The 20,928-nt window shown below is 65.6% G+C and carries 21 protein-coding genes and 1 tRNA gene; 13 read left to right on the forward strand and 9 right to left on the reverse strand.

The genetic code is table 11. The annotated features are described in order from the left end of the window. Positions 1 to 6: 6 nt before the first annotated feature. The 7 genes from AWB78_RS00270 to loiP all read left to right on the forward strand — a co-directional run bounded on the left by AWB78_RS00270 (position 7) and on the right by loiP (position 5,350). On the forward strand, positions 7 to 879 hold the full coding sequence (locus AWB78_RS00270; protein WP_062601723.1) for a triphosphoribosyl-dephospho-CoA synthase: 873 nt from the start codon (positions 7 to 9) through the stop codon (positions 877 to 879). 23 nt (positions 880 to 902) lie between these two features. Further along, on the forward strand, positions 903 to 1,205 hold the full coding sequence (locus AWB78_RS00275) for a malonate decarboxylase subunit delta (RefSeq protein WP_062601360.1): 303 nt from the start codon (positions 903 to 905) through the stop codon (positions 1,203 to 1,205). Then, positions 1,202 to 2,044, forward strand: a complete 843-nt coding sequence (locus tag AWB78_RS00280) for a biotin-independent malonate decarboxylase subunit beta (RefSeq protein ID WP_062601361.1) — start codon at positions 1,202 to 1,204, stop codon at positions 2,042 to 2,044. Before AWB78_RS00275 ends, AWB78_RS00280 begins: the two co-directional genes overlap by 4 nt. Next, positions 2,041 to 2,865, forward strand: coding sequence for a biotin-independent malonate decarboxylase subunit gamma (mdcE, locus tag AWB78_RS48120; protein WP_062601362.1), 825 nt, complete (start codon positions 2,041 to 2,043; stop codon positions 2,863 to 2,865). The genes AWB78_RS00280 and mdcE overlap by 4 nt, the downstream gene beginning before the upstream one ends. Then, positions 2,865 to 3,494 (forward strand): malonate decarboxylase holo-ACP synthase, encoded by a 630-nt coding sequence (locus tag AWB78_RS48125; RefSeq protein WP_232477578.1) that lies wholly within the window; start codon positions 2,865 to 2,867, stop codon positions 3,492 to 3,494. The genes mdcE and AWB78_RS48125 overlap by 1 nt, the downstream gene beginning before the upstream one ends. Then, positions 3,491 to 4,426 (forward strand): malonate decarboxylase subunit epsilon, encoded by a 936-nt coding sequence (gene mdcH, locus AWB78_RS00295; RefSeq protein WP_062601726.1) that lies wholly within the window; start codon positions 3,491 to 3,493, stop codon positions 4,424 to 4,426. Before AWB78_RS48125 ends, mdcH begins: the two co-directional genes overlap by 4 nt. Positions 4,427 to 4,591: 165 nt before the next feature. Further along, positions 4,592 to 5,350: a metalloprotease LoiP gene (gene loiP / locus AWB78_RS00300; protein ID WP_062601364.1), complete on the forward strand. Its 759-nt coding sequence runs from the start codon at positions 4,592 to 4,594 to the stop codon at positions 5,348 to 5,350. A 59-nt stretch (positions 5,351 to 5,409) separates the two neighbouring features. On the opposite strand, the gene AWB78_RS00305 is transcribed toward loiP, so the two are convergent. From AWB78_RS00305 to cysS, 7 genes are all read right to left on the reverse strand, one after another. Next, the gene (locus tag AWB78_RS00305; protein ID WP_062601365.1) at positions 5,410 to 5,907 is read right to left on the reverse strand and encodes an outer membrane beta-barrel protein; all 498 of its coding nucleotides are present in this window, start codon (positions 5,905 to 5,907) and stop codon (positions 5,410 to 5,412) included. A 358-nt stretch (positions 5,908 to 6,265) separates the two neighbouring features. Then, positions 6,266 to 6,358: transfer RNA gene (locus AWB78_RS00310), tRNA-Ser, on the reverse strand. Between the two features lie 185 nt (positions 6,359 to 6,543). After that, a complete protein-coding gene (locus AWB78_RS00315; protein WP_062601366.1) occupies positions 6,544 to 7,794 on the reverse strand; it encodes an aspartate kinase in 1,251 nt (416 codons plus the stop codon). 324 nt (positions 7,795 to 8,118) lie between these two features. Next, a complete protein-coding gene (tilS, locus tag AWB78_RS00320) occupies positions 8,119 to 9,546 on the reverse strand; it encodes a tRNA lysidine(34) synthetase TilS (RefSeq protein WP_062601367.1) in 1,428 nt (475 codons plus the stop codon). A gap of 38 nt (positions 9,547 to 9,584) precedes the next feature. After that, a complete protein-coding gene (locus AWB78_RS00325) occupies positions 9,585 to 10,556 on the reverse strand; it encodes an acetyl-CoA carboxylase carboxyltransferase subunit alpha (protein WP_062601368.1) in 972 nt (323 codons plus the stop codon). Between the two features lie 117 nt (positions 10,557 to 10,673). Beyond that, positions 10,674 to 11,735, reverse strand: coding sequence for an endonuclease III domain-containing protein (locus AWB78_RS00330; RefSeq protein WP_062601369.1), 1,062 nt, complete (start codon positions 11,733 to 11,735; stop codon positions 10,674 to 10,676). A 47-nt stretch (positions 11,736 to 11,782) separates the two neighbouring features. Further along, positions 11,783 to 13,180, reverse strand: coding sequence for a cysteine--tRNA ligase (gene cysS / locus AWB78_RS00335; RefSeq protein ID WP_062601370.1), 1,398 nt, complete (start codon positions 13,178 to 13,180; stop codon positions 11,783 to 11,785). Between the two features lie 485 nt (positions 13,181 to 13,665). Here cysS and AWB78_RS00345 point away from each other — a divergent pair, with 485 nt between their 5' ends. From AWB78_RS00345 to AWB78_RS00360, 4 genes are all read left to right on the forward strand, one after another. Next, a complete protein-coding gene (locus AWB78_RS00345) occupies positions 13,666 to 14,466 on the forward strand; it encodes a tetratricopeptide repeat protein (RefSeq protein WP_082883210.1) in 801 nt (266 codons plus the stop codon). A 106-nt stretch (positions 14,467 to 14,572) separates the two neighbouring features. Continuing rightward, a complete protein-coding gene (locus AWB78_RS00350) occupies positions 14,573 to 15,154 on the forward strand; it encodes a peptidylprolyl isomerase (RefSeq protein ID WP_062601372.1) in 582 nt (193 codons plus the stop codon). A gap of 78 nt (positions 15,155 to 15,232) precedes the next feature. After that, the gene (locus AWB78_RS00355; RefSeq protein WP_062601373.1) at positions 15,233 to 15,724 is read left to right on the forward strand and encodes a peptidylprolyl isomerase; all 492 of its coding nucleotides are present in this window, start codon (positions 15,233 to 15,235) and stop codon (positions 15,722 to 15,724) included. 13 nt (positions 15,725 to 15,737) lie between these two features. Further along, a complete protein-coding gene (locus tag AWB78_RS00360) occupies positions 15,738 to 16,538 on the forward strand; it encodes a UDP-2,3-diacylglucosamine diphosphatase (protein ID WP_062601374.1) in 801 nt (266 codons plus the stop codon). A gap of 4 nt (positions 16,539 to 16,542) precedes the next feature. On the opposite strand, the gene cysE is transcribed toward AWB78_RS00360, so the two are convergent. Together cysE and AWB78_RS00370 are read right to left on the reverse strand one after the other, a co-directional pair. Continuing rightward, positions 16,543 to 17,340, reverse strand: coding sequence for a serine O-acetyltransferase (gene cysE / locus AWB78_RS00365; RefSeq protein WP_062601375.1), 798 nt, complete (start codon positions 17,338 to 17,340; stop codon positions 16,543 to 16,545). A 177-nt stretch (positions 17,341 to 17,517) separates the two neighbouring features. After that, the gene (locus tag AWB78_RS00370) at positions 17,518 to 18,288 is read right to left on the reverse strand and encodes an RNA methyltransferase (protein ID WP_062601376.1); all 771 of its coding nucleotides are present in this window, start codon (positions 18,286 to 18,288) and stop codon (positions 17,518 to 17,520) included. Positions 18,289 to 18,569: 281 nt separating this feature from the next. Between AWB78_RS00370 and AWB78_RS00375 the strand changes: the two genes are divergently transcribed. Both AWB78_RS00375 and lplT read left to right on the forward strand, forming a co-directional pair. Continuing rightward, the gene (locus tag AWB78_RS00375; protein WP_062601377.1) at positions 18,570 to 19,373 is read left to right on the forward strand and encodes an inositol monophosphatase family protein; all 804 of its coding nucleotides are present in this window, start codon (positions 18,570 to 18,572) and stop codon (positions 19,371 to 19,373) included. A gap of 228 nt (positions 19,374 to 19,601) precedes the next feature. Beyond that, complete coding sequence (lplT, locus tag AWB78_RS00380) at positions 19,602 to 20,900, forward strand: lysophospholipid transporter LplT (RefSeq protein WP_062601378.1); 1,299 nt, start codon at positions 19,602 to 19,604, stop codon at positions 20,898 to 20,900. Positions 20,901 to 20,928: the final 28 nt, after the last annotated feature.

A 20,928-nucleotide genomic window follows, 5' to 3' on the forward strand; every position in this document is an offset into this window, starting at 1 on the left:
GCTGGCATGACAGCGGCGGCCCTGCCCTTTTCGCGCGACGAAGCCCGCGATGACGCGACTTCGCCGCCGACCATCGCCGCGCACGCCGTCGATGCCTTGATCGCCGAGGCGCGTCTCACGCCGAAGCCTGCGCTCGTCGATGAACGCGGCAGCGGCGCGCATCGCGATCTCGATCTGGACACGATGCTGCGTTCCGCACACGCGCTGCAACCGACCTTTCTCGCGATCGCGCGCGCGGCGCACGGCGTGCGGCCGTCGCAGGTCTTGCGCGAGCAACTGGCGCGCATCGGCCGCGAGGGCGAAGCCGCGATGATGCGCGCGACCGACGGCAGCAACGCGCATCGCGGCGCGATCTGGATCATCGGTTTGCTGTGCGCGGGCGCGGCGATGCACATGCCCGGCGACAGCGAAGCGATCTGCGCATCGGCCGCGTGCATCGCGCGCTTCGACGATCGATACGCGCCCGCATCGGCGGCGGCGAGCCACGGCGCGCGCGTGAGCGAACGCTATCGGGTCGCGGGCGCGCGCGGCGAGGCGCGCGACGGCTTTCCGCATGCGCTGCGCATCGGCCTGCCCGCCCTCGACGATGCGCGCGCACGCGGTATCGGCGAATCCGGCGCACGGCTCGATGCGCTGATCGCGATCATCGCGTCGCTCGACGATACGTGTCTCTTGCATCGCGGCGGGCTGAACGCGCTCGAGGTGGCGCAACGCGGCGCGCAACGCGTGCTGCGCCAGGGCGGCGCGAGCACGCGCGAAGGCAGCGTCACATTGGAAAGACTCGAAGCCGAATTGCTGGCATTGAACGCATCGCCCGGCGGCGCTGCCGATCTGCTCGCGGCGACGCTCTTTCTCGACAGTCTCAGGGGCCTGGCTTAAGGCGCATCGAAGAGGAACGACCGATGGAAAACATGCGATACGAATATCCGGCCAAACGGTCCGTCACGCGCCGCGCGCACGTGGGCGTGGTCGGCTCGGGCGATCTCGAAGTGCTGCTGTCGCCGTCGCAGGGCGCGAACGCGGAAGTCGTGATCCGCACGAGCGTCGATGGTTACGGCCACGTGTGGAAGAGCGTGCTCGACCGCTTCTTCCAGCGCTACGACGGCGCCGCGAAAATCGAAGTCAACGACTTCGGCGCGACGCCCGGCGTCGTCATGCTGCGCCTGAACGAAGCGGTGGAAGCAAGCGAAGGAGACACACCATGAACGCGCACGCACCTTTTCTCGCGCGGCACAGCTTCATCGAGCTGACGGCGCGGGAGCGCGCGCAAGCATTGCTCGATAAAGGCACGTTCCGCGAACTGCTCGGCCCCTTCGACCGGCTCGAATCGCCGTGGCTCGCGATGCAGAACATCGTCTGTCAGGCCGACGACGGCGCGGTCATCGCGCGCGGCCTGCTCGCCGGCGAGCCCGCGGTGATCGCCGCGATCGAGCCCGCGTTCCAGGGCGGCAGCATCGGCGAAGTGTCGGGTGCGAAGATCGCGGCGGCGCTCGAAATGGCCTTGAGCGAATGCGAAGCCGGTCGCCCGATTCGCCCCGTCGTGCTGTTCGAAACCGGCGGCGTGCGCCTGCAGGAAGCGAACCTCGGGCTGGCCGTCATCGCCGAGATTCAGGCGGCGATCGTCGCGCTCAGGCGTCACGTGCCGGTCGTCGGCGTGATCGGCGGCATGGTGGGCTGCTTCGGCGGCATGTCGCTCGCGGCGGCCCTCTGCACGGAGCTCGTGATGACGCGTCAGGCGCGCCTCGGCATGAACGGTCCGGAAGTGATCGAGCAGGAAGCGGGCATCGAGGAACTGGATTCGGGCGACCGTCGCCTCGTCTGGTCGATGATCGGCGGCGAGGAACGCGTCGCGGTCGGGCTGGCGGATACGCTCGTCGACGACGATACCGATCAGGTTCGCACCGCCGTGCTCGCCGCGTTCGGGCGCGGCGTGCCGAAGCTGCATCGCAGCGAGAACGTCGACGGCTTCATCGCGCGGCTCGCGCAGGTGAATCCGGACGCCATCGATCCCGACACGCTGCGCACCTTGTGGGGCACATCATGACCGCCTTTCTTTCCCGCGGCGAGCGCTGGCTCGACGCGCTGACTTTTAGCGCCGAAGAAGCCAAAGCCACCCAAAGCGGCCCGATCCGCGCCCGCGACGGCCAGCTCGACGGCGAGCGCGCGAGCTTCTTCGCCGTCGTGCCCGATCCCGCGAACCGCTTTCCCCGCGCGACCGACAACGTCGTCGGGCTCGAACAGGGATGGCTGCTCGCGCGCGCCGTGCGCGCAGTCATCGACGCCGACCGCAACGCCGACGCGAAGCGCCCGATCGTCGCGGTCGTGGATGTGAAGAGCCAGGCGTACGGGCGTCGCGAGGAATTGCTCGGCATTCACCTCGCATGCGCCGCCGCCGTCGATGCCTACGCGAGCGCGCGCCTCGCCGGACATCCGGTAATCGCGCTGATCGTCGGGCCGGCGATGTCGGGCGCGTATCTCGCGCACGGCTATCAGGCGAACCGCATCGTCGCGCTCGATGCGCCCGGCACCGCGGTGCACGCGATGGGCAAGGAAGCCGCGGCGCGCGTCACGCGGCGCAGCGTCGAGAGCCTCGACGCGCTGGGCGACACGGTTCTGCCGATGTCCTACAAGATGAGCGCATACGCGAAGCTCGGCTTGCTGCACGAGCTGATCGAAGACATCGACGCGGATGCGCCCTCTCCCGCCGACATCGAGCGCGTGAAGACGTCGCTCGCCGCGGCGGTGAAGGACGCGCGCAACGGTCCGCGCGATCTGTCGAACCGTCTCGCGTCCGCCGATGCGAAGCGCACGCGCGCCGCGTCGATCGAAGTGCGCAGGCGCATGCGCGAGCAGTGGAGCGCGTAGTGGACCGCGCGCCGCGTCCGCACGACTTGCTGCACCTCGCGCCCGATGCGCCGCCTTTCGGCGATGCGCCCACGTGGGTCGCGGCGGCGCTCGCGCGCGCGCCTTTCGTGGTCGTGCGGCGCGCGCCTCGCATCGGCGATTCGATCGCGGTCGGCGTGCGCGGCATCACGCGCGGCGAACGCTTCGGCACGTGGATCGATCCGCGCCGGATCGATGCGCTGCTCACGCCCGAGGACCTGCGCACGCGCGCGCCCGATCCGACCCGCGCCGCCCTGCCCGCGTTCGCGTTGCTGCGCGCGGTCGCGCCGATCATCGATGCCGCCGGTCTCGACTGGGGCCCGACCGGCAGCGCCGGCTTCGAGCTCCCGAGCGCCATGCCGACGATCACGCCCGCGAGCGATCTCGACATCGTCGTGCGCGCGCCGACGCCGCTGCCGCGCGCCGATGCCGCCACGCTTCTCGACGCGCTCTCGCTCGCCGCGCGAAAGGAAGGCACGCGCATCGACGTGCAGATCGAAACGCCGGAAGCCGCGTTCTCGCTCGCCGAATTCGCGCGTACCGATCTGCGCGTGATGCTGCGGCACGCCGACGGTCCGCGTCTCGTCACCGATCCGTGGGCGGCGGCATGATCGCTTTTCTGTTTCCCGGACAAGGCGCGCAGACGCCGGGCTTTCTGCATCGTCTCGGCGGCGAGAAGCCGCATCCGGCGATCGCGCGCACGCTCGACGAAGCATCGGACGTGCTCGGCGAAAACGTGCACATGCTCGATACCGCCGATGCCCTCGCGTCGACCGTCGCCGTGCAGGTCGCGCTCGTCGTCGCGGGCGTGGCGGCGGCGCGCGCGCTTGCGGACGTTGGCATCGAGCCGCAGGCGGTCGCGGGGTTGTCGGTCGGCGCGTACGGCGCGGCGGTCGTCAGTGGCGCGATCGCCTTCGCCGATGCGCTGAAGCTCGTGCGCCTGCGCGCGCAACTGATGCAGGACGCCTGGCCGCGCGGCTACGGCATGCTCGCCGTGCTCGGGCTGAACGAAACCGAGATCGCCCGCGCGATCGCCGACAGCGGCGCCGATGCGTACATCGGCAATCTGAATGCGCCGCGTCAGATCGTCGTGTCGGGCAGCGACGACGCGCTCGCCCGCGTTCGCGACATCGCGCTTTCACGCGGCGCGCGCAAGGCCGAGCGCCTGTGCGTCAGCGTGCCGTCGCATTGCGTGCTGCTCGACGATGCCGCCCGACGGCTCATCGAAGCGGCCAGCGACGTGCATATCGACGCGCCGCGTATCGCGTATGTCGGCAATCGCGGCGCGCGCGTACTGCGGCGCGCCGACGCCATCCGCGATGACCTCGCCACCAATCTGCGCTATCCCGTGCGCTGGCACGACTCGACCATCGCGCTGGCGGAGCTCGGCGCGATGGTGTTCGTCGAAATGCCGCCGGGGCAGACGCTCACCCAGCTCGCGGCGGAAGCCCTGCCCGACGCCGCGGGCATCGCGATGGACGCATCGCCCGTCTCAACCGTGGCCGCCCGCGTGCGCGCCGCTTGCCGCCGCACGCACGACTGATTCGCTGCCTGCGCGCCACTGATTCGAATATTTGTCTTCTCGTTGTCAGGGTTTGTAAGGAAAATCGGAATTTTCGCGTAGCAAACGGGTCGTTCTCCATCGAGCATTTCGCCCGGCCCATGTCCGATACGGGCTTCAAACCACAACGCACTTTTAGGGACGACTATGAGAATCATCCGCTCGGCGATCGCGGCTGCCACCGTGACCGCGCTGGCATCGTGCAGCAGCATCGGCAATCTCAACCCCGACGCGCTCATGCAATCCGGGCAACTCGCCACGCAGGCACTCGCGCTGAGCGACAACGACGTGCGCACGCTCTCCGACAAGTCGTGCACGCAGATGGACAGCGAGAACACCATCGCGCCGGCGTCGAGCCCGTACACGCAGCGCCTGAACAAGATCGCCAAGCAACTCGGCGACAACATCAACGGCGTGCCGGTCAATTACAAGGTCTACCTCACGAAGGACGTCAATGCGTGGGCGATGGCCAACGGCTGCGTGCGCGTCTACAGCGGCCTCATGGACCTGATGAACGACGATGAAGTGCGCGGCGTCGTCGGGCACGAGATGGGCCACGTCGCGCTCGGCCACACCAAGAAGGCGATGCAGGTCGCCTATGCGACCTCGGCCGCGCGCTCGGTGGTATCGGCGAGTTCGGGCGTGCTCGCGAACCTCTCCAGCTCGCAGATCGGCGATCTGTCCGAGAAATTCGTCAATGCGCAGTTCTCGCAATCGCAGGAAACCGCCGCCGACGATTACTCGTTCGATACGCAGAAGAAGAAGGGCTACAACCCGGCGGGCCTCGTCACGGCGTTCCAGAAGCTCGCGACGATCGATGGCGGACAGTCGAGCATGTTGAGCTCGCACCCGTCGTCGCCGGCGCGCGCGAAGCACATTCAGGATCGGATCGCGTCGGGGAAGTGACGCGAACATGAGCGCGATGCGCGTGCGTTCGATTCGCACGCGCATCGGCGAGAGAAGAATCAGAAGAAGTAATGCACGCCGACGGTCAGGCTGTCGTTATGGCGATTGCCGCCGTCGTAGCGCGCCGTGTCGCCGGTGTACTCGGCCGCGACGCTCCATTTCTTGTCGAACTTGTATTCGACGCCCGCGCCGTAGTGCAGGCGCGTATCCGGCCAGAAGCCCGTGAAGCCGATGCGGGCATACGACATGACGTTGTTTATCGGCATGCCGATCTTTGCGTCGATGCCGGCGTCCTTCCCGGTCGTCGAGCCGCCGTGGAAGTCGGCGAATGCTTCGACGCCGAGCACCGCGCGCTCGACATCATAGTTGTAACCCGCCGTGAGGCCGGGGAAGAACGTGGTGTGCGTGGATTCCTGATAATGGACGCCGGTTGCATCGGACCCATTGAAGCCGAGTTTCGCGCCCGCGTAAGGACCGGCGAATTCGCTGGCCTGAACGTGTGCGACCGCGAGCAACGAGACGAGAACCGGCGCGATGAATTTCCTGATATCTGCCATGACTAACTTGATGAATCGTGAGAAAGGTCTGCCTGAACGCGTCAGCGCGTTCGGGCAACGACCATAATCTGGGCAACGAACGCTTGCGTTGCGCCCTGCTTGCCGAAAAGCAAGCAGGCAGCGAGATTAGTTATCCACGGTCATCATCGAAAGCGGAACTATCCGAAAGGAAAGTGACCTTTCGTTACAGGCAGGTGACTCCCAAGCGCACGATTCAGGCAGGATGACGAACCAATCGCAGTCGCGCAGCGACGAAAGCCTATGGCTCGAGCGGAAGAATGATGAGGACGACGCTGGAGGATGCGGAAAAGAAAAAGCCCCGCAAGTTTTTACGCTTGCGGGGCTCTTCTACGACAACTGGCGGAGACGGAGGGATTCGAACCCTCGATCCAGTTTTTAGCCAGATGCTCCCTTAGCAGGGGAGTGCCTTCGACCTCTCGGCCACGTCTCCCAAACTTTTCGTTGGCACCGGGAGTGCAGTGCAACGAGATCGAGATAATAGCGTGTTCGCGGGCGCCGGTCAAATTCGCATGACGATTTTTTGCCAATCGATGCATTTCGAATTCCGGCGCTACGCAAATCGCAACGATGCGAAGGCCCGCGAGCCTTCACATCCGCGTCACCTCGGAAGGCGGATTACCCGCGATCCAGTTCGAACGCCTTGTGCAGCGCGCGCACGGCCAGTTCCGTGTACTTCTCGTCGATCAGCACCGAAATCTTGATTTCCGACGTGGAGATCATCTGGATGTTGATGCCCTCTTCCGACAGCGTGCGGAACATCGTGCTCGCGATGCCCACGTGCGAGCGCATGCCGACGCCCACCACCGACACCTTCGACACCTTCGGGTCGCCCAGCACGGTTTCCGCCTGAACGTGGCCCTTCACCGTGTTGTTCAGAATTTCGAGCGCGCGCTGATAGTCGCCGCGGCCCACCGTGAACGTGAAGTCGGTCTTGCCGTTCACGCTCTGGTTCTGAATGATCATGTCGATGTCGATGTTCGCATCGGCGACCGGCCCGAGAATCTGATACGCGACGCCCGGCTTGTCGGGCACGCCCATCACCGCGATGCGCGCTTCGTCGCGCTGGAACGCGATGCCAGAAATCACTGCTTTTTCCATGTTCTCGTCTTCTTCAAAAGTAATCAGGGTGCCGGAGTGCATCTCGTCTTCGAGCGGCATCAGCGGATCGGTCAGGCTGGAGAGCACGCGCGTCTTTACCTGATACTTGCCGGCGAATTCCACCGAGCGGATCTGCAGCACCTTCGAGCCGAGGCTCGCCATTTCCAGCATTTCCTCGAAGGTCACGCGGTCGAGCCGGCGCGCTTCTTCGACGACGCGCGGGTCGGTCGTGTAGACGCCGTCGACGTCGGTGTAGATAAGGCACTCGTCCGCCTTCATCGCCGCCGCGATCGCGACTGCCGAGGTGTCCGAGCCGCCGCGGCCGAGCGTCGCGATATGGCCTTCCGGATCGACGCCCTGGAAGCCCGTGATGACCACGACCTTGCCTGCGTCGAGTTCCTTCAGCACGCGCTCGCCGTCGATTTCGCTGATGCGCGCCTTCGTGAAGGCGCTGTCCGTCCTGATCGGCACTTGCCAGCCGGCATAGCTCACGGCCTCGAGGCCTTCGGCGTGCAGCGCGATGGCGAGAAGTCCCACGCTCACCTGCTCGCCCGTGGAGGCAATCATGTCGAGTTCGCGCGGGTCCGGATCGGCCTTGATGTCTCTTGCGAGGCCGAGCAGGCGGTTGGTTTCGCCGGACATCGCCGAGGGCACGACGACCATCTTGTGGCCGGCCTTGTGCCATTTGGCGACGCGCTTGGCGACGTTCTTGATGCGCTCGACCGAGCCCATCGAGGTGCCGCCGTATTTGTGTACGATGAGTGCCATTGTCGTTCTGAACTGGAAGGAAAACCGCGCTTTACGCGCTCAACGCGAGAGCGCTCGAGACTCGCGCTCGATCGCTTCAGGGGATGTCGAAGCCGGCTACGATCGCGGGCGCTGCCGCACGCCCGCCGCGCGCTGACAAGAATGTGGGTATGCGGCGCACGGATGCGTGGTTGCGGGCGAAATCGAGTCTTTTGAACGCAGATGCCGCGCAAGAACGCGCTTGGGCGAAACGAGTTACCGTACCCGATCGAAGCTGAAATTACAAGATGACGCGCCCGTGGCGGCGATTTTACCGGCTTCGGCGCAACGCCCCGCGAAAGCGCTTCACGCCAGCAGCAAATCCGGCCGCCACACGATCCGCCGCAGCGGCCCGTGCGCCGCGCTCGGCGCCGCTTCCCGGTTCACGCCCACGTGCGGCACGAACAGCAGCGCCTCGCCGACGAACAGCAGCGGCACGTCGCGCTTCCACGCCGGCACGCCGCGCTCCTGAAACAGGTTCTTGAGCGTGCGGCTCGGCGCCTCGCCCGCGACGCGCATGCGCTCGCCGCCCATCCGCGAGCGCGCGACGAGCGGCGCGGTGCGCAACACGCCCTCCCCGACGACGTCGTCGGCGGGCGCATCGGCCGGCTCGAACACGAACGAGCCGCGCCATTGCGGCAGACGCCAGACTTCCTCGCCCTGCCATTGCAGATCCACCGTGGCGCGGGCCGCGCGCGCGCCTTCGTCGAGATCGGGAGCATCGGCGCTGTCGCCCGGCTCCCAGAACAGCACGTTGCGATACGCGCGCAGGCTATGCCCCGCATGATCGACGCGCAACGCGTGGCCGTCGCGCGCCGCGGCGGCGTCGCGCACCTGACGCAGCATGTCGGCGATACGCGCCGTCGATGCCGCCGGCAAGCCGCGCGAGCGAATCCAGAAACGCATCAGGTTGATCGCGCGTTCGTCGTCGAGGGCGAGGAACGTGTCGAGCGTCAACGCGCCGTCCTCGACGGCGCTTCGCACCTGCTCGAGATCGATGCGCGCGAGCTGGTCCAGCAACCGCTGCGCCGATGCCGCATGCGATGCCGTGCGCGCGAGCGCATCGCGGAAGCCGGGAAAATGCACCGCGAGCACCGGCAGCACGTCGTGACGCAGCGCGTTGCGGGAATAGCGCGTATCGGCGTTGGATTCGTCGTCGATCCAGCTCAGATCGCGCTCGTGCGCGTACTGCTCCAACTGCGCGCGCAAGAGCCGCAAGAGCGGACGCAGCCGCGGCGCCGCGCCATCCGAGCGCTGCGGCGCCATCGCCGCGAGACCCGCGACGCCCGCGCCGCGCAGCAGTTGCAGCAGCACGGTTTCGGCCTGATCGTCGGCATGATGCGCGATCAGGAGCGCGCTCGCGCCGTGCTCGTCGCAGAGTTGATCGAGCGCGCGGTAACGCGCATCGCGCGCCGCCGCTTCGAGACTCTCGCCGCCCGCGCGCGCGACATCGACATGGCGCGCCGCATAAGCCACGTCGAGCGATTGCGCGAAGCTCTCGCAATGCGCGGCCCACGCGTTCGCGTTCGGGCTCAGCCCATGATGAATATGCAACGCGACGACGCAGCGCGCGCCGAAGCAGCGCACGGCCGCATCGAGCAGGACGGTCGAATCGAGTCCGCCGCTCAAGGCGACGGCGAGAAGCGCATCGGGGGAAAGATCCGCGTCCGAAACCGCCGCGCGCACCGCCTCGAAGACGAGGCGGCCGGCTGGGGTTTCGTTATCGGATGTCACGAGAGATCGTGAGAAGAAAGATGACGATGAGCGCGGATTCAGGCGCCCGGAATCGATTCCTTGAACTTGCCGTACGCCATCAGCTTTTCGAAGCGGCGCTCGCGCAGCTCGTTGACGCTCATGCCCTGGAACTGACGCAGCGAATCGGCGAGCGCGCGGCGCAGCAGCGCGGCCATGCCCTTCGGATCGCGATGCGCGCCGCCGAGCGGCTCGTTCACGATCTTATCGATGAGACCGAGCGCCTTCAGGCGATGCGCGGTCAGACCGAGCGCTTCCGCCGCTTCCGGCGCCTTCGCCGCGCTCTTCCACAGGATCGACGCGCAGCCTTCCGGCGAGATCACCGAGTAGGTGGAGAACTGCAGCATCATCACGGTATCCGCGACGGCGATCGCGAGCGCGCCGCCCGAGCCGCCTTCGCCGATGATCGTCGTGATGATCGGCGTCTTGAGTTCGGCCATCACATACAGGTTGCGGCCGATCGCTTCCGACTGCCCGCGCTCTTCCGCGCCGATGCCCGGATACGCGCCCGGCGTATCGACGAACGTGAAAATCGGCAAGCCGAACTTCTCGGCGGTGCGCATCAGGCGCTCGGCCTTGCGATAGCCTTCCGGACGCGGCATGCCGAAGTTGCGCAGCGCGCGCTCCTTCGTGTCGCGGCCCTTCTGATGGCCGATCACCATGCACGGCTGACCGTTGAATCGCGCGAAGCCGCCGACGATCGCGAGGTCGTCCGCGAAGGCGCGGTCGCCATGCAATTCGTGGAAATCGGTGAAAAGCTCGCTCACATAGTCGAGCGTGTACGGACGCTGCGGATGACGCGCGATTTGCGAAACCTGCCAGGGCGACAGATTCGCATAGAGATCCTTCGTGAGTTGCTGGCTCTTCTTCGACAGCCGGTCGATTTCTTCCGAAATATCGACAGCGGAATCGTCCTGAACGAAGCGGAGTTCTTCGATCTTCGCTTCGAGTTCAGCGATCGGCTGCTCGAAATCCAGAAACGTGGTCTTCATGTGTTCGAGTCCTAGAACATCGGGCAGCGCGTATTCTAACCGCGTCCGTCCCTGATAAATGCGCGCGGAAGCTATGGATTATAAAACAACGATAGTTCCGTAATTCGCTGGCTGGAATCAGTGATCTGCCGGGATCGGATTGAGACTGCGCCACATGTACCACGTCGCGACCGTGCGCCATGGCTCCCAGTTCGCCGCGACCTCGCGCGCCTCGCTGCGCGTGACCGGCTCGCCGCTGAAATAGTTGACGCTGATCGCCTGGATCAGGCCGAGATCGTCGAGCGGCAAAACGTCCGGGCGCGACAGATTGAAGATGAGGAACATCTCCGCCGTCCATCGGCCGATGCCGCGAATCTGCGTGAGCTCGGCGATCACGGCTTCGTCGTCCATCGAGGTCCACGCGTTGACGTGCAGCGCGCCCGATTCGAAATGCTGCGCGAGATCGAGAATGTATTCGGCCTTGCGTTTCGACAAACCGCACGCCTGGAGCTTCTCGTGACCCAGCCCGATGAAGTGCGCCGGATGGATCTCCGGGCACGCGGCCTTCACGCGCTCCCAGATCGCTTGCGCCGCCTTCACCGAAATCTGCTGACCGGCCACCGAGCGCGCGAGCGTCGAGAACGGATCGCCGAGATTGACGAGGTGAATCTCGCCGAACTTCGGAATCAGCTTCTTGAGGATGCGGTCGCGCTTCATGAGATCGGCGCACGCGCGGTCCCAGTAGTCAGGACGGACGACTTCGCGCGTGAGTCCGCCGATCTGCACCGGCACCGCCGCATCGGACGTGACGACGCGCGACTTGCGCACGACTTCGCCCTGCTGCGTGTCCGGCACGAGCACCTGCGCGCTCGCGCCTGCCGCGACCGCGCGGCCGCTGCCCTTCGCGGGCGATGCCTCGGCTTCCTCGGTGCCCGCCTTCGATGCGCGCGCCGCGCCGTTCAGACGCGCCGTCGCCTCGGGTTTCGGTGCCTTGAGCGCGGCGCTTCTCGTCGGCTTCATGCCGGCACCCGCTCGCTTGACCGCGGTCGGGCGGCCGGTTGCCGTGCTCACGCCATCGATCTTCTGCGCGTTCGAGGCCGCGTTCGTTTTCGTATGCGCGCCGCGCGTGCGCTTCGTTGCGCCCGACGCATCGCTGACAGACGCGGGTCGCTTGACCGGCGCCTTCCTGGCCGTTGCCATCTTGCCTCCTGCCTGGTGAGTCGATCAGAGGGTTCGAAGGACCGCGCTCAAACGCGGCGCCATTCGGTCGACCCACCCGGTTTGTCTTCAAGCGCAATACCGGCTTCGAGCAATGCGGCGCGAATCCGGTCTGCTTCGGCATAGTTCTTCGCCTGCTTCGCGGCGATGCGTTCGGCGATCTTCGCTTCGATCTCCTGCGGCGAAAGGCCCTGCTCCGCGCCCGAGCCGGCCGCCTGCTGAAGGAAGACGCGCGGCTCGCGGCCGAGCAGGCCGAGCACGCCGGCGAGACCCTTGAGCTGGCGAGCGAGCGCGGCATCGCGCGTGCGGTTCACTTCGCCTGCAAGATCGAACAACACCGACACGGCCACCGGCGTGTTGAAGTCGTCGTTCATCGCTGACTGGAAACGCTGCGCGTTCGCTTCGTTCCAGTCAAGTTGCTGATTGTCCGGCTCGACATCCTTCAACGCCGTATATAGGCGCGTCAACGCGTTCTTTGCGTCGTCGATATGCACATCGCTGTAATTCAGCGGCGACCGATAGTGTGCCCGCGCAATAAAGAAGCGCACGACTTCGGCATCGAATTTTTCAAGGACTTCGCGGATCGTGAAGAAGTTGCCGAGCGACTTCGACATCTTCTCGTTGTCGATCTGCACGTAGCCGTTGTGCATCCAGTAGTTCACGAACGTCTTGCCGGTCGCGCCTTCGCTCTGCGCGATCTCGTTCTCGTGATGCGGAAACTGCAGATCCTGCCCGCCGCCGTGGATATCGAACTGTTCGCCGAGCAGCGTGCAGCCCATGGCGGAACATTCGATGTGCCAGCCCGGACGCCCGCGGCCCCACTTCGAGTCCCAGCCGGAGTCGGCGGGCTCGTCGGCCTTCGCCTGCTTCCACAGCACGAAGTCGAGCGGATCTTCCTTCGCATCGTTGGCGGCGACGCGCTCGCCCGCACGGAGGTCTTCGATCGACTTGCCCGACAGCTTGCCGTAGTCGGCGAACTTGCGCACCGCGTAGTTCACGTCGCCATCTTTCGCGTGATACGCATAGCCGTTCGCCTGCAACGCATCGATCATGCCGAGCATCTGCGGGATGAAGTCGGTCGCGCGCGGCTCGATATCCGGACGCGCGACGCCGAGCGCATCGGCGTCTTCATGCATGGCCGTGATGAAGCGATGCGTGAGCGACTTGATCGGCTCGTTGTTCTCGACCGCGCGGCGGATGATCTTGTCGTCGATGTCCGTGATGTTGCGCACGTACGTGACCTTGTAGCCGACCGTGCGCAGCCATCGCTGCACGATATCGAACACCACCATCACGCGCGCATGACCGATGTGACAATAGTCATACACCGTCATTCCGCAGACATACATGCGTACCTCGCCGGCTTTGAGCGGCGTGAAGGGTTGCTTGTCACGGGCGAGCGTGTTGTAGATGCGCAGCGAGTTCATAGAAGGCGAAGCGTAGGCCGGAATCACCGTGTGCCGGGAAGCAGGCGGCGTGATCGATGCGTGCGGGGGTCACGAAAGACGCACACGCGATGGCGAACACGACGGTCATGCGACCAGGACGGAGACGGCCACGAGTGGCGAAGGACAGTCTGGCGTCGGCGCGGGTACGCGCCCGGCAAGCACCAAGCGCAAGACACGTGCGCGGGACGTGCAGACCTTTTGTTAGAATGGGTCGGAGTATAACACCGGGACTTGAGCCTATGAAATCTCGAAGCGGCCGCGCGGCGGGCAGTGCAAGCCGCGCTCCAGGCGGGGCTGAAAGCCTTGCCGGACAGCGTGCCGCATCGGGCATTTCTGCCCGCGTTCCGGTCCATGCGCGCATTCACGGGCCCGTCCATCCGCTCATCGAAGCGGGTACGCGCCCGTCGTCTCGTTCGCCGCTTTCGTGGCTTCTTTCGCTGCATCATTCATTGACTCGATTCCAAGTGACTCATCGCAACGCGCGCACGCCTCTGCAACTCTCCTGCCGGCCGGTTGCCCGGACCTTCGGCACCTTCGCCGCACGCACGCTCGCCATCGCGACGCTCGGATTCGCCGCCTGCATCGGCATGTCGGGCGCCGCGCTCGCGCAGACGTCACCGGCCACGCGCGATGACACGCCGCAAGCCGATGCGGCCATCGCCAACAAGGACTGGAACGCCGCGCTCAAGCAGCTCGATGCGCGCATCGCCGGCAATCCGCGTGACGTGCAGGCGAAGTTCAAGCGCGCCACCGTGCTCGCGCGCCTGAACCGCGACGACGAAGCCATCGCCGCCTTCACCGAGCTCACGCAGGCTTACCCGGAATTGCCCGAGCCGTACAACAATCTCGCCGCGCTCTATGCGAAGAAGGGCCGCTACGAGGACGCGCGCGCCGCGCTCGAAACCGCGGTCAAGGCGAACCCCGGCTACGCGCTCGCGTATGACAACCTGGGCGACCTCTATCTTCGCCTCGCGAGCGAGTCGTACAAGCGCGCGCAATCGCTCGGCTCGAAGAGCCCGGTCACGAGCCAGCGCATCGCGGCGATTCAGAACATCTACAATCCGCCGAAGAAGCGCGCGGGCGCGGCGGATATCGCCTCGGGCACGCCCGCTGCGACAGCACCGCGTACGGCCGCCGACGAATGGGCGCCGGCATCGGGCACGACCTCGTCGCCGATGCCCTCGCCCGACGAGTACTCGCCGTTCGGCGGCCCGACCGCGCCGCTGCCGACCACGCCTTATGTCGCCCCGAAAGCGCAGCCTTGAACGAACGGACCGGCGCGCGCGGTAAGCTGTCGCCGCGCGTCGCAGTTTGCCGGACGCGCGCTTCGCGGTTGACGCTTTGCATTCACCACACGAGGATCGATCCTTCATGAAATTCCTGATGTTGGCGCTGTCGAGCGCTGCCCTGATCGCGAGCGCGCCCGCGTTCGCCCAGCCGAATGCGCAGGCCGCGCACCCCACCGTGCTCTTCAAGACCACGCAAGGCGACATCAAGGTCGAGCTCTATCCGGAGAAGGCGCCGAAGACGGTCGCGAACTTTCTCGACTACGTGAAGTCCGGTCAATACAGCGGCACGATCTTCCATCGCGTGATTCCGGGCTTCATGATCCAGGGCGGCGGCTACAGCACGAGCTTCGCGGAGAAGCCGACGCGCGCGCCGATTCCGCTCGAGAGCAAGAACGGTCTGAAGAACGCCACGGGCACGATCGCGATGGCGCGCACGAGCGACCCGAACTCCGCCACGGCACAGTTCTTCATCAATACGGTCGATAATGCGGGTCTCGACTATCCGAGCCCGGACGGCAACGGCTATGCCGTGTTCGGCAAGGTCGTCGCGGGCATGGACGTCGTGAAGAAGATCGAAGGCAGCCCGACCACCACGCGCGGCCCGATGCAGGACGTGCCGCAGAAGCCGACCGTGATCGAGTCGGCGAGCGTGGTCTCGCAGTAACCAGAAGCGCATGTCGCTGACCCGGCGCGCACGCCGCGCCGGGGCTCAAATCAAACACACATTGGAGAGAACATCATCATGGTCGAATTGCATACGAACCACGGCGTCATCAAGCTCGAACTGGACGCGGACAAGGCGCCTAAGACCGTCGAGAACTTCCTCAACTATGTGAAGAAGGGTCACTACGACAACACCGTGTTCCACCGCGTCATCGACGGCTTCATGATCCAGGGCGGCGGTTTCGAGCCGGGCATGAATCAGAAAGGCACGGACGCGCCGATCAACAACGAAGCGAACAACGGCCTCAAGAACGACACGGGCACGATCGCGATGGCGCGCACGAACGATCCGCATTCGGCGACCGCGCAGTTCTTCATCAACGTGAAGGACAACGACTTCCTGAACCACTCGTCGCCGACGCCGCAAGGCTGGGGCTACACGGTGTTCGGCCGTGTCGTCGAAGGCATGGACGTGGTCGAGAAGATCAAGAAGGTCAAGACCGGCTCGAAGGGCTTCCATCAGGACGTGCCGGTCGACGACGTGGTGATCGAAAAGGCCGTCGTAGTCTGATCCCGGTCATTGCATGATCGACACGAAGACCACGTTCGGTCACGAGACAGCGGGCGCAGCGCATAACGCGCGCCCGCTGTTTTTCATTGCCGACCTGCACCTCTCCGAAGCGATCCCGAGAACGGTCGCCGCGTTCGAGCATTTCATCGAAGTAACGGCGAACGAGGCGGACTCCGTCTTCATACTCGGCGACCTGTTCGAGTTCTGGATCGGCGACGACATTCTGGACGCGCCCGCAACCGACGCGCGCGCCAGCTTCGCGCGCCGCATGACGCGTCTCATGCACACGCTTTCCGAGCGCGGCATCGGACTCTACGTGATGCACGGCAATCGCGATTTCCTGCTGGGCAAGCGCTTCATGAAAGACGCCGGCGCGATGCCGCTGCCCGATCCGTTCGTGATCACCGCGTTCGGCAGGCGCATCGCGCTCGCGCACGGCGATGGCCTCTGCACGGCCGATCGTGCCTATCAAGGCTTTCGCGCGTTCGCGCGCAACAGGCTCGCGCAGCGGCTCTTTCTCGCGCTGCCGCTCGACACGCGGCTAGGCATAGGCCAGCGCATGCGCACGAAGAGCGAAGGCGCGCGCATGACGGGCGTCAAGGCGAAATACGATGTCACGAAGAAAGCCGTGTCCGAGCTCTTCATCAACAGCCGCACGCATACGCTGATTCACGGCCACACGCATCGCCCGGCGATGCATCGCGAAGTCGAAGGCGTGCGCTGGGTCCTGCCCGACTGGGAACTGGACATCGACACGCCGCGCGGCGGCTATCTGCGCCTCGACGCAGACGGCGTGAGCCCGTTGCCGCTCTGACGCTTCAGCGGTCGAGCGACGCGGCCCGCTCTTCGGTCTTGCCGTCCATCGACGTGCACAGGCGCTTGAGATCGACGAGCGCGGCGCCATCGGCGGCATTGAGCGCTTCCACGCGCGCGCCGAGCCGCTCGAGCGCCGCGACGATCTCGTCGATGCGCTGCGTCTGCGTCGATGCGTGATCGATGAGGCCGTGGATCGCGAGCGAGACCGGATCGTCCGCGTTCGGCGTGATGCCGTAGGCGCAAAAGCCGCTCTTCGCGGGTTCATCGGACCGCTTCTTCTCGACCGCCGGCATCACGATGCGCGCCGGATTGCCGACCGCCGTGCCGCCCGCCGGCACCGGCTTCACGACGACCGCGTTCGAACCGATTTTCGCGTCCGCGCCGATCGTGAAGCCGCCGAGCACCTTCGCGCCCGCGCCGACGATCACGCCGCGCTCGAGCGTCGGATGCCGTTTCGCGCCGCGCGTGAGCGACGTGCCGCCGAGCGTCACGCCCTGATAGATCGTGCAGTCGTCGCCGATTTCGGCCGTCTCGCCGATCACGACGCCCATGCCGTGATCGATGAACACGCGCCGCCCGAGCGTCGCGCCCGGATGGATCTCGATGCCGGTCAGAAAGCGCGCGACCTGCGACACGAAGCGCCCGAGCCAGCGCCATTGCGCCTTCCAGCACGCATGCGCGAAACGATGCAGCACGATCGCGTGCAGGCCGGGATAACAGGTGACGACTTCCCACGCGCTGCGGGCGGCGGGATCGCGCTCGCGGATGGCGGCGATGTCTTCGCGAAGTCGGTCGAACATGGCGATGTCTCTGTTGAGGGGAACGAGCGCGCCGTGGAGCGCGGGAAAACGCCCAAAGCACGGAACGCGCAAAGCTTATATCGGCAGTCGCCGTTTTTCGCCGATTGTAGGACGAGCGCGGACACTCTGCCCGATGCCCACGATGGCAGCGCGGTCGCTGCCGGCGAGCACGCGCATTCAGTCTTTCTTCGCGCGCAGCAGGATGTGCTTCGCGATGCCGCGCAGGATATTCACTTCCTCGCGCTCCAGTCCCGAGCGGGCGAAGAGCCGCCGCACGCGCGACATCAGCTTCTTCGGATTGGCCGGATCGAGGAAATCGAGCGAGACGAGCGCGTCTTCGAGATGCGCGTACATGCCTTCGATTTCATCGCTCGACGCGCTCTGCCCCGCCGAATCGACGACGGCGAGCGCGCTCGCGGGCGCCTGGAACGCGAGCCGCAGTTCGTAGGCGAGCAGCTGAACGGCCTGCGCGAGATTGAGCGAGCTGTAGGCCGGATTGGCGGGAATATGCGCGAGCGCGCTGCAGCGCTCGACGTCCGCGTTGGACAGGCCCGTGCGCTCGTTGCCGAACACGAGCGCGATGTCGCCGTGGCGCACGAAGTCGTGCGCGCGCTCGGCCAGGGCGCGCGGCGGCATCTGCGGCGGGCCGTACTCGCGCATGCGCGCGGTCAGCGCCACCGACCAGCGCACGCCGACGAGCGCATCGGCGAGCGTGTCGACCACGTGCGCGGACGCGAGAACGTCGTCGGCGCCGGAGGCCATCGCGATGGCTTCGGGCTCGTTCTTGACATCGGCCACACGCGGCGCGACGAGGACGAGGCGCGCGAAGCCCATCGTCTTGAGTGCGCGCGCGGCCGCGCCGACATTGCCCGGATGACTCGGCTCGACGAGGATGAAGCGCGTGGACGTGAAGCCGCCGGCAGGCGCGGAAAGATCGTTGGGTTCCAAGGCGCGATTTGTGCTGAAGTTGATGAACGTGCGAACCGGATATGTTAACGCGCTTTGCCGATGCGGCTCAAACTCGTGTCCACATGCGAGGAATTGCGGCGACTTTCGGGTAAAATGGCGCCTTCGCGCGCCGCGAACGGATTTCACGGTCAGTCGAACCTTCGCGCGAACGCCCCGCTCTTATTCAATTCGTCTTTCGTCGACATAGTCGTTGTCGCCAACTTTTCCGCCTGCGTGCGTTCACTTCGCGTGAGCATTCGGGCGGTCAGAGGATTTCGCTCATGCATCCGATGCTCAATATCGCTGTCAAGGCCGCGCGCCGCGCCGGACAGATCATCAACCGCGCGTCGCTCGATCTGGACCGCCTCCAGGTCAGCAAGAAGCAGCACAACGACTTCGTGACGGAAGTCGACAAGGCGTCGGAAGCAGCGATCATCGAGACGCTGCATACCGCCTATCCCGACCACTCCATCCTCGCCGAAGAATCCGGCGAAACGGATCGCGAGTCCGAGTTCCAGTGGATCATCGATCCGCTCGACGGCACCACCAACTTCATCCACGGCTTCCCGTACTACTGCGTGTCGATCGCGCTCGTGCACAAGGGCATCGTCACGCAGGCCGTCGTCTACGATCCGACGCGCAACGATCTCTTCACCGCCTCGCGCGGCCGCGGCGCGTATCTGAACGAGCGGCGCATCCGCGTCGGCAAGCTGGACCGTCTGTCGGATGCGCTGATCGGCACCGGCTTTCCGTTCCGCGACGGTCAGGGCCTCAACGCCTACATGCGCCTCTTCAGCGAAATGACGCTCTCGTGCGCGGGCCTGCGCCGCCCGGGCGCGGCCGCGCTCGATCTCGCGAACGTCGCGGCCGGACGCCTCGACGGCTTCTTCGAGCAGGGCATCCATCCGTGGGACGTCGCGGCGGGCAGCCTGATCGTCACCGAAGCGGGCGGACTCGTCGGCAACTACACCGGCGAATCGGACTTCCTGTTCAAGAATGAGATCGTCGCCGCCAATCCGAAGGTGTACGCGCAGATGATCAAGATTCTCGACCTGTACTCGCGCACGCGCCTGACGGGCGAATAAGCAGCAATTAAAGGGGCGCGTCTTGCGCCCCTTTGTTTTTCGCCCCTGGTTTTCTCTCCGCTTCCCTCCGCTCGCGCTGCGGGCGCGCCGCCTGCTCTGCAACGAATGCAGGGCTCCGTTACAGTGCAACCTTTCGCCCTCGTCCCAGAGGGCGCGCGGTTCATCCGCCCTTCTCCCGTTTCTCCGCCACGCGGGCCGCATGTCGGGTCCGGCACGTCATTCCCGCTCATGAAAAAAGGCTTCTACACGATCATCGCAGCGCAATTCGTTTCGTCGCTCGCCGACAACGCGCTCCTCATCGCCGCGATCGCGATGCTGGCCGTCGTGCGTTCCGCGCCGTGGGTCACGCCGCTGCTGCAGATTTTTTTCACGATTTCGTATGTTGTGCTCGCACCATTCGTCGGCGCATTCGCCGATGCGGTCCAGAAGCGCCACGTCATGTTCATCTCCAACGCGCTCAAGGCGGCTGGCTGCGCGATGATGATCGCGGGTATGCATCCGATGATCGCGTACGGCGTCGTCGGTCTGGGCGCAGCCGCGTATTCGCCCGCGAAGTACGGCATTCTCACCGAGCTGCTGCCGCCGCAGAAGCTGATCGCGGCGAACGCATGGCTCGAATCGGCGACCGTCGGCTCGACGATTCTCGGCACCGTGATCGGCGGCGCGCTCGTGAGCCGGGTCGTGGCGCGCTGGGTCACGCACGCGCATCTGCCGTTCGTGAGCACCGCCGCGCATGCCGCGCTCTTCGCGGTAATGGTGATTTACGCGTCGGCGGCGGTCATCAACGTGTTCATTCCCGATACCGGCGCGCGCTATCCGAATCTGCTGACCGAGCCGACGAAGCTCGTCAACGATTTCTCGCACTGCTTCATGGTGCTCTGGAAGGACAAGCTCGCGCAGATCGCGCTGTGGGTCACGACACTGCTCTGGGGCGCGGCCGTCACGCTGCAGTTGCTCGTGCTCAAATGGGCCGATGCGAACCTCGGCCTGTCGCTGTCGAAGGCGGCCGTGCTGCAGGGCATAACCGGCTTGGGCATCGCGCTCGGCGCGGCAGCGGCATCGGCGTGGATCGTGCTGCGCCAGTCGCTCAGGGTGTTGCCGGTGGGCGTGCTGATCGGCGCGGTGGCCGTCGCGATGGCGTTCTACAACAAGGACCTGTTCCCGGCCGGCGCGGGCGTGCAGATCGGCCCGTTCTTCGCGCCGGCGTACATTCTGATGGCCTATCCGCTGATGATCGCGCTCGGCGGGCTGTCCGGCTTTTTCATCGTGCCGATGAACGCGATCCTTCAACATCGCGGCGCGACGCTGCTATCCGCCGGACATTCCATCGCCGTGCAGAATTTCAATCAGAATCTCGCCGTGCTGGCGATGCTCGGCGCCTACGCGCTGATGTTGACGTCGAAAGTGCCGGTGCAGTGGATCATCGTCGTGTTCGGGCTGTTCGTGTGCGCGATGATGGCGCTCGCAATGCGCCGCCACACGCAGAACGAGCGCGAAACGGACCTCGTGGCGCTCGTCGAGGAATGAAGCTTGCTCAACGGTGTATTCTGGGTTC

Origin of the sequence: Caballeronia calidae (assembly GCF_900044055.2) — a bacterium.
In the GTDB taxonomy this organism is placed as follows: domain Bacteria; phylum Pseudomonadota; class Gammaproteobacteria; order Burkholderiales; family Burkholderiaceae; genus Caballeronia; species Caballeronia calidae.

Bases quoted from the DNA above. Each gene is read 5' to 3' on its own strand.
- AWB78_RS00315 (WP_062601366.1), bottom strand. From the start codon at position 7,794: ATGGCACTCATCGTACACAAATACGGCGGCACCTCGATGGGCTCGGTC.
- loiP (WP_062601364.1), top strand. From the start codon at position 4,592: ATGAGAATCATCCGCTCGGCGATCGCGGCTGCCACCGTGACCGCGCTG.
- AWB78_RS00325 (WP_062601368.1), bottom strand. From the start codon at position 10,556: ATGAAGACCACGTTTCTGGATTTCGAGCAGCCGATCGCTGAACTCGAA.
- AWB78_RS00355 (WP_062601373.1), top strand. From the start codon at position 15,233: ATGGTCGAATTGCATACGAACCACGGCGTCATCAAGCTCGAACTGGAC.
- AWB78_RS00375 (WP_062601377.1), top strand. From the start codon at position 18,570: ATGCATCCGATGCTCAATATCGCTGTCAAGGCCGCGCGCCGCGCCGGA.
- AWB78_RS00330 (WP_062601369.1), bottom strand. From the start codon at position 11,735: ATGGCAACGGCCAGGAAGGCGCCGGTCAAGCGACCCGCGTCTGTCAGC.
- AWB78_RS00270 (WP_062601723.1), top strand. From the start codon at position 7: ATGACAGCGGCGGCCCTGCCCTTTTCGCGCGACGAAGCCCGCGATGAC.
- AWB78_RS00280 (WP_062601361.1), top strand. From the start codon at position 1,202: ATGAACGCGCACGCACCTTTTCTCGCGCGGCACAGCTTCATCGAGCTG.
- lplT (WP_062601378.1), top strand. From the start codon at position 19,602: ATGAAAAAAGGCTTCTACACGATCATCGCAGCGCAATTCGTTTCGTCG.
- cysE (WP_062601375.1), bottom strand. From the start codon at position 17,340: ATGTTCGACCGACTTCGCGAAGACATCGCCGCCATCCGCGAGCGCGAT.
- AWB78_RS00275 (WP_062601360.1), top strand. From the start codon at position 903: ATGGAAAACATGCGATACGAATATCCGGCCAAACGGTCCGTCACGCGC.
- AWB78_RS00305 (WP_062601365.1), bottom strand. From the start codon at position 5,907: ATGGCAGATATCAGGAAATTCATCGCGCCGGTTCTCGTCTCGTTGCTC.
- cysS (WP_062601370.1), bottom strand. From the start codon at position 13,180: ATGAACTCGCTGCGCATCTACAACACGCTCGCCCGTGACAAGCAACCC.
- mdcH (WP_062601726.1), top strand. From the start codon at position 3,491: ATGATCGCTTTTCTGTTTCCCGGACAAGGCGCGCAGACGCCGGGCTTT.
- AWB78_RS00360 (WP_062601374.1), top strand. From the start codon at position 15,738: ATGATCGACACGAAGACCACGTTCGGTCACGAGACAGCGGGCGCAGCG.
- AWB78_RS00350 (WP_062601372.1), top strand. From the start codon at position 14,573: ATGAAATTCCTGATGTTGGCGCTGTCGAGCGCTGCCCTGATCGCGAGC.
- mdcE (WP_062601362.1), top strand. From the start codon at position 2,041: ATGACCGCCTTTCTTTCCCGCGGCGAGCGCTGGCTCGACGCGCTGACT.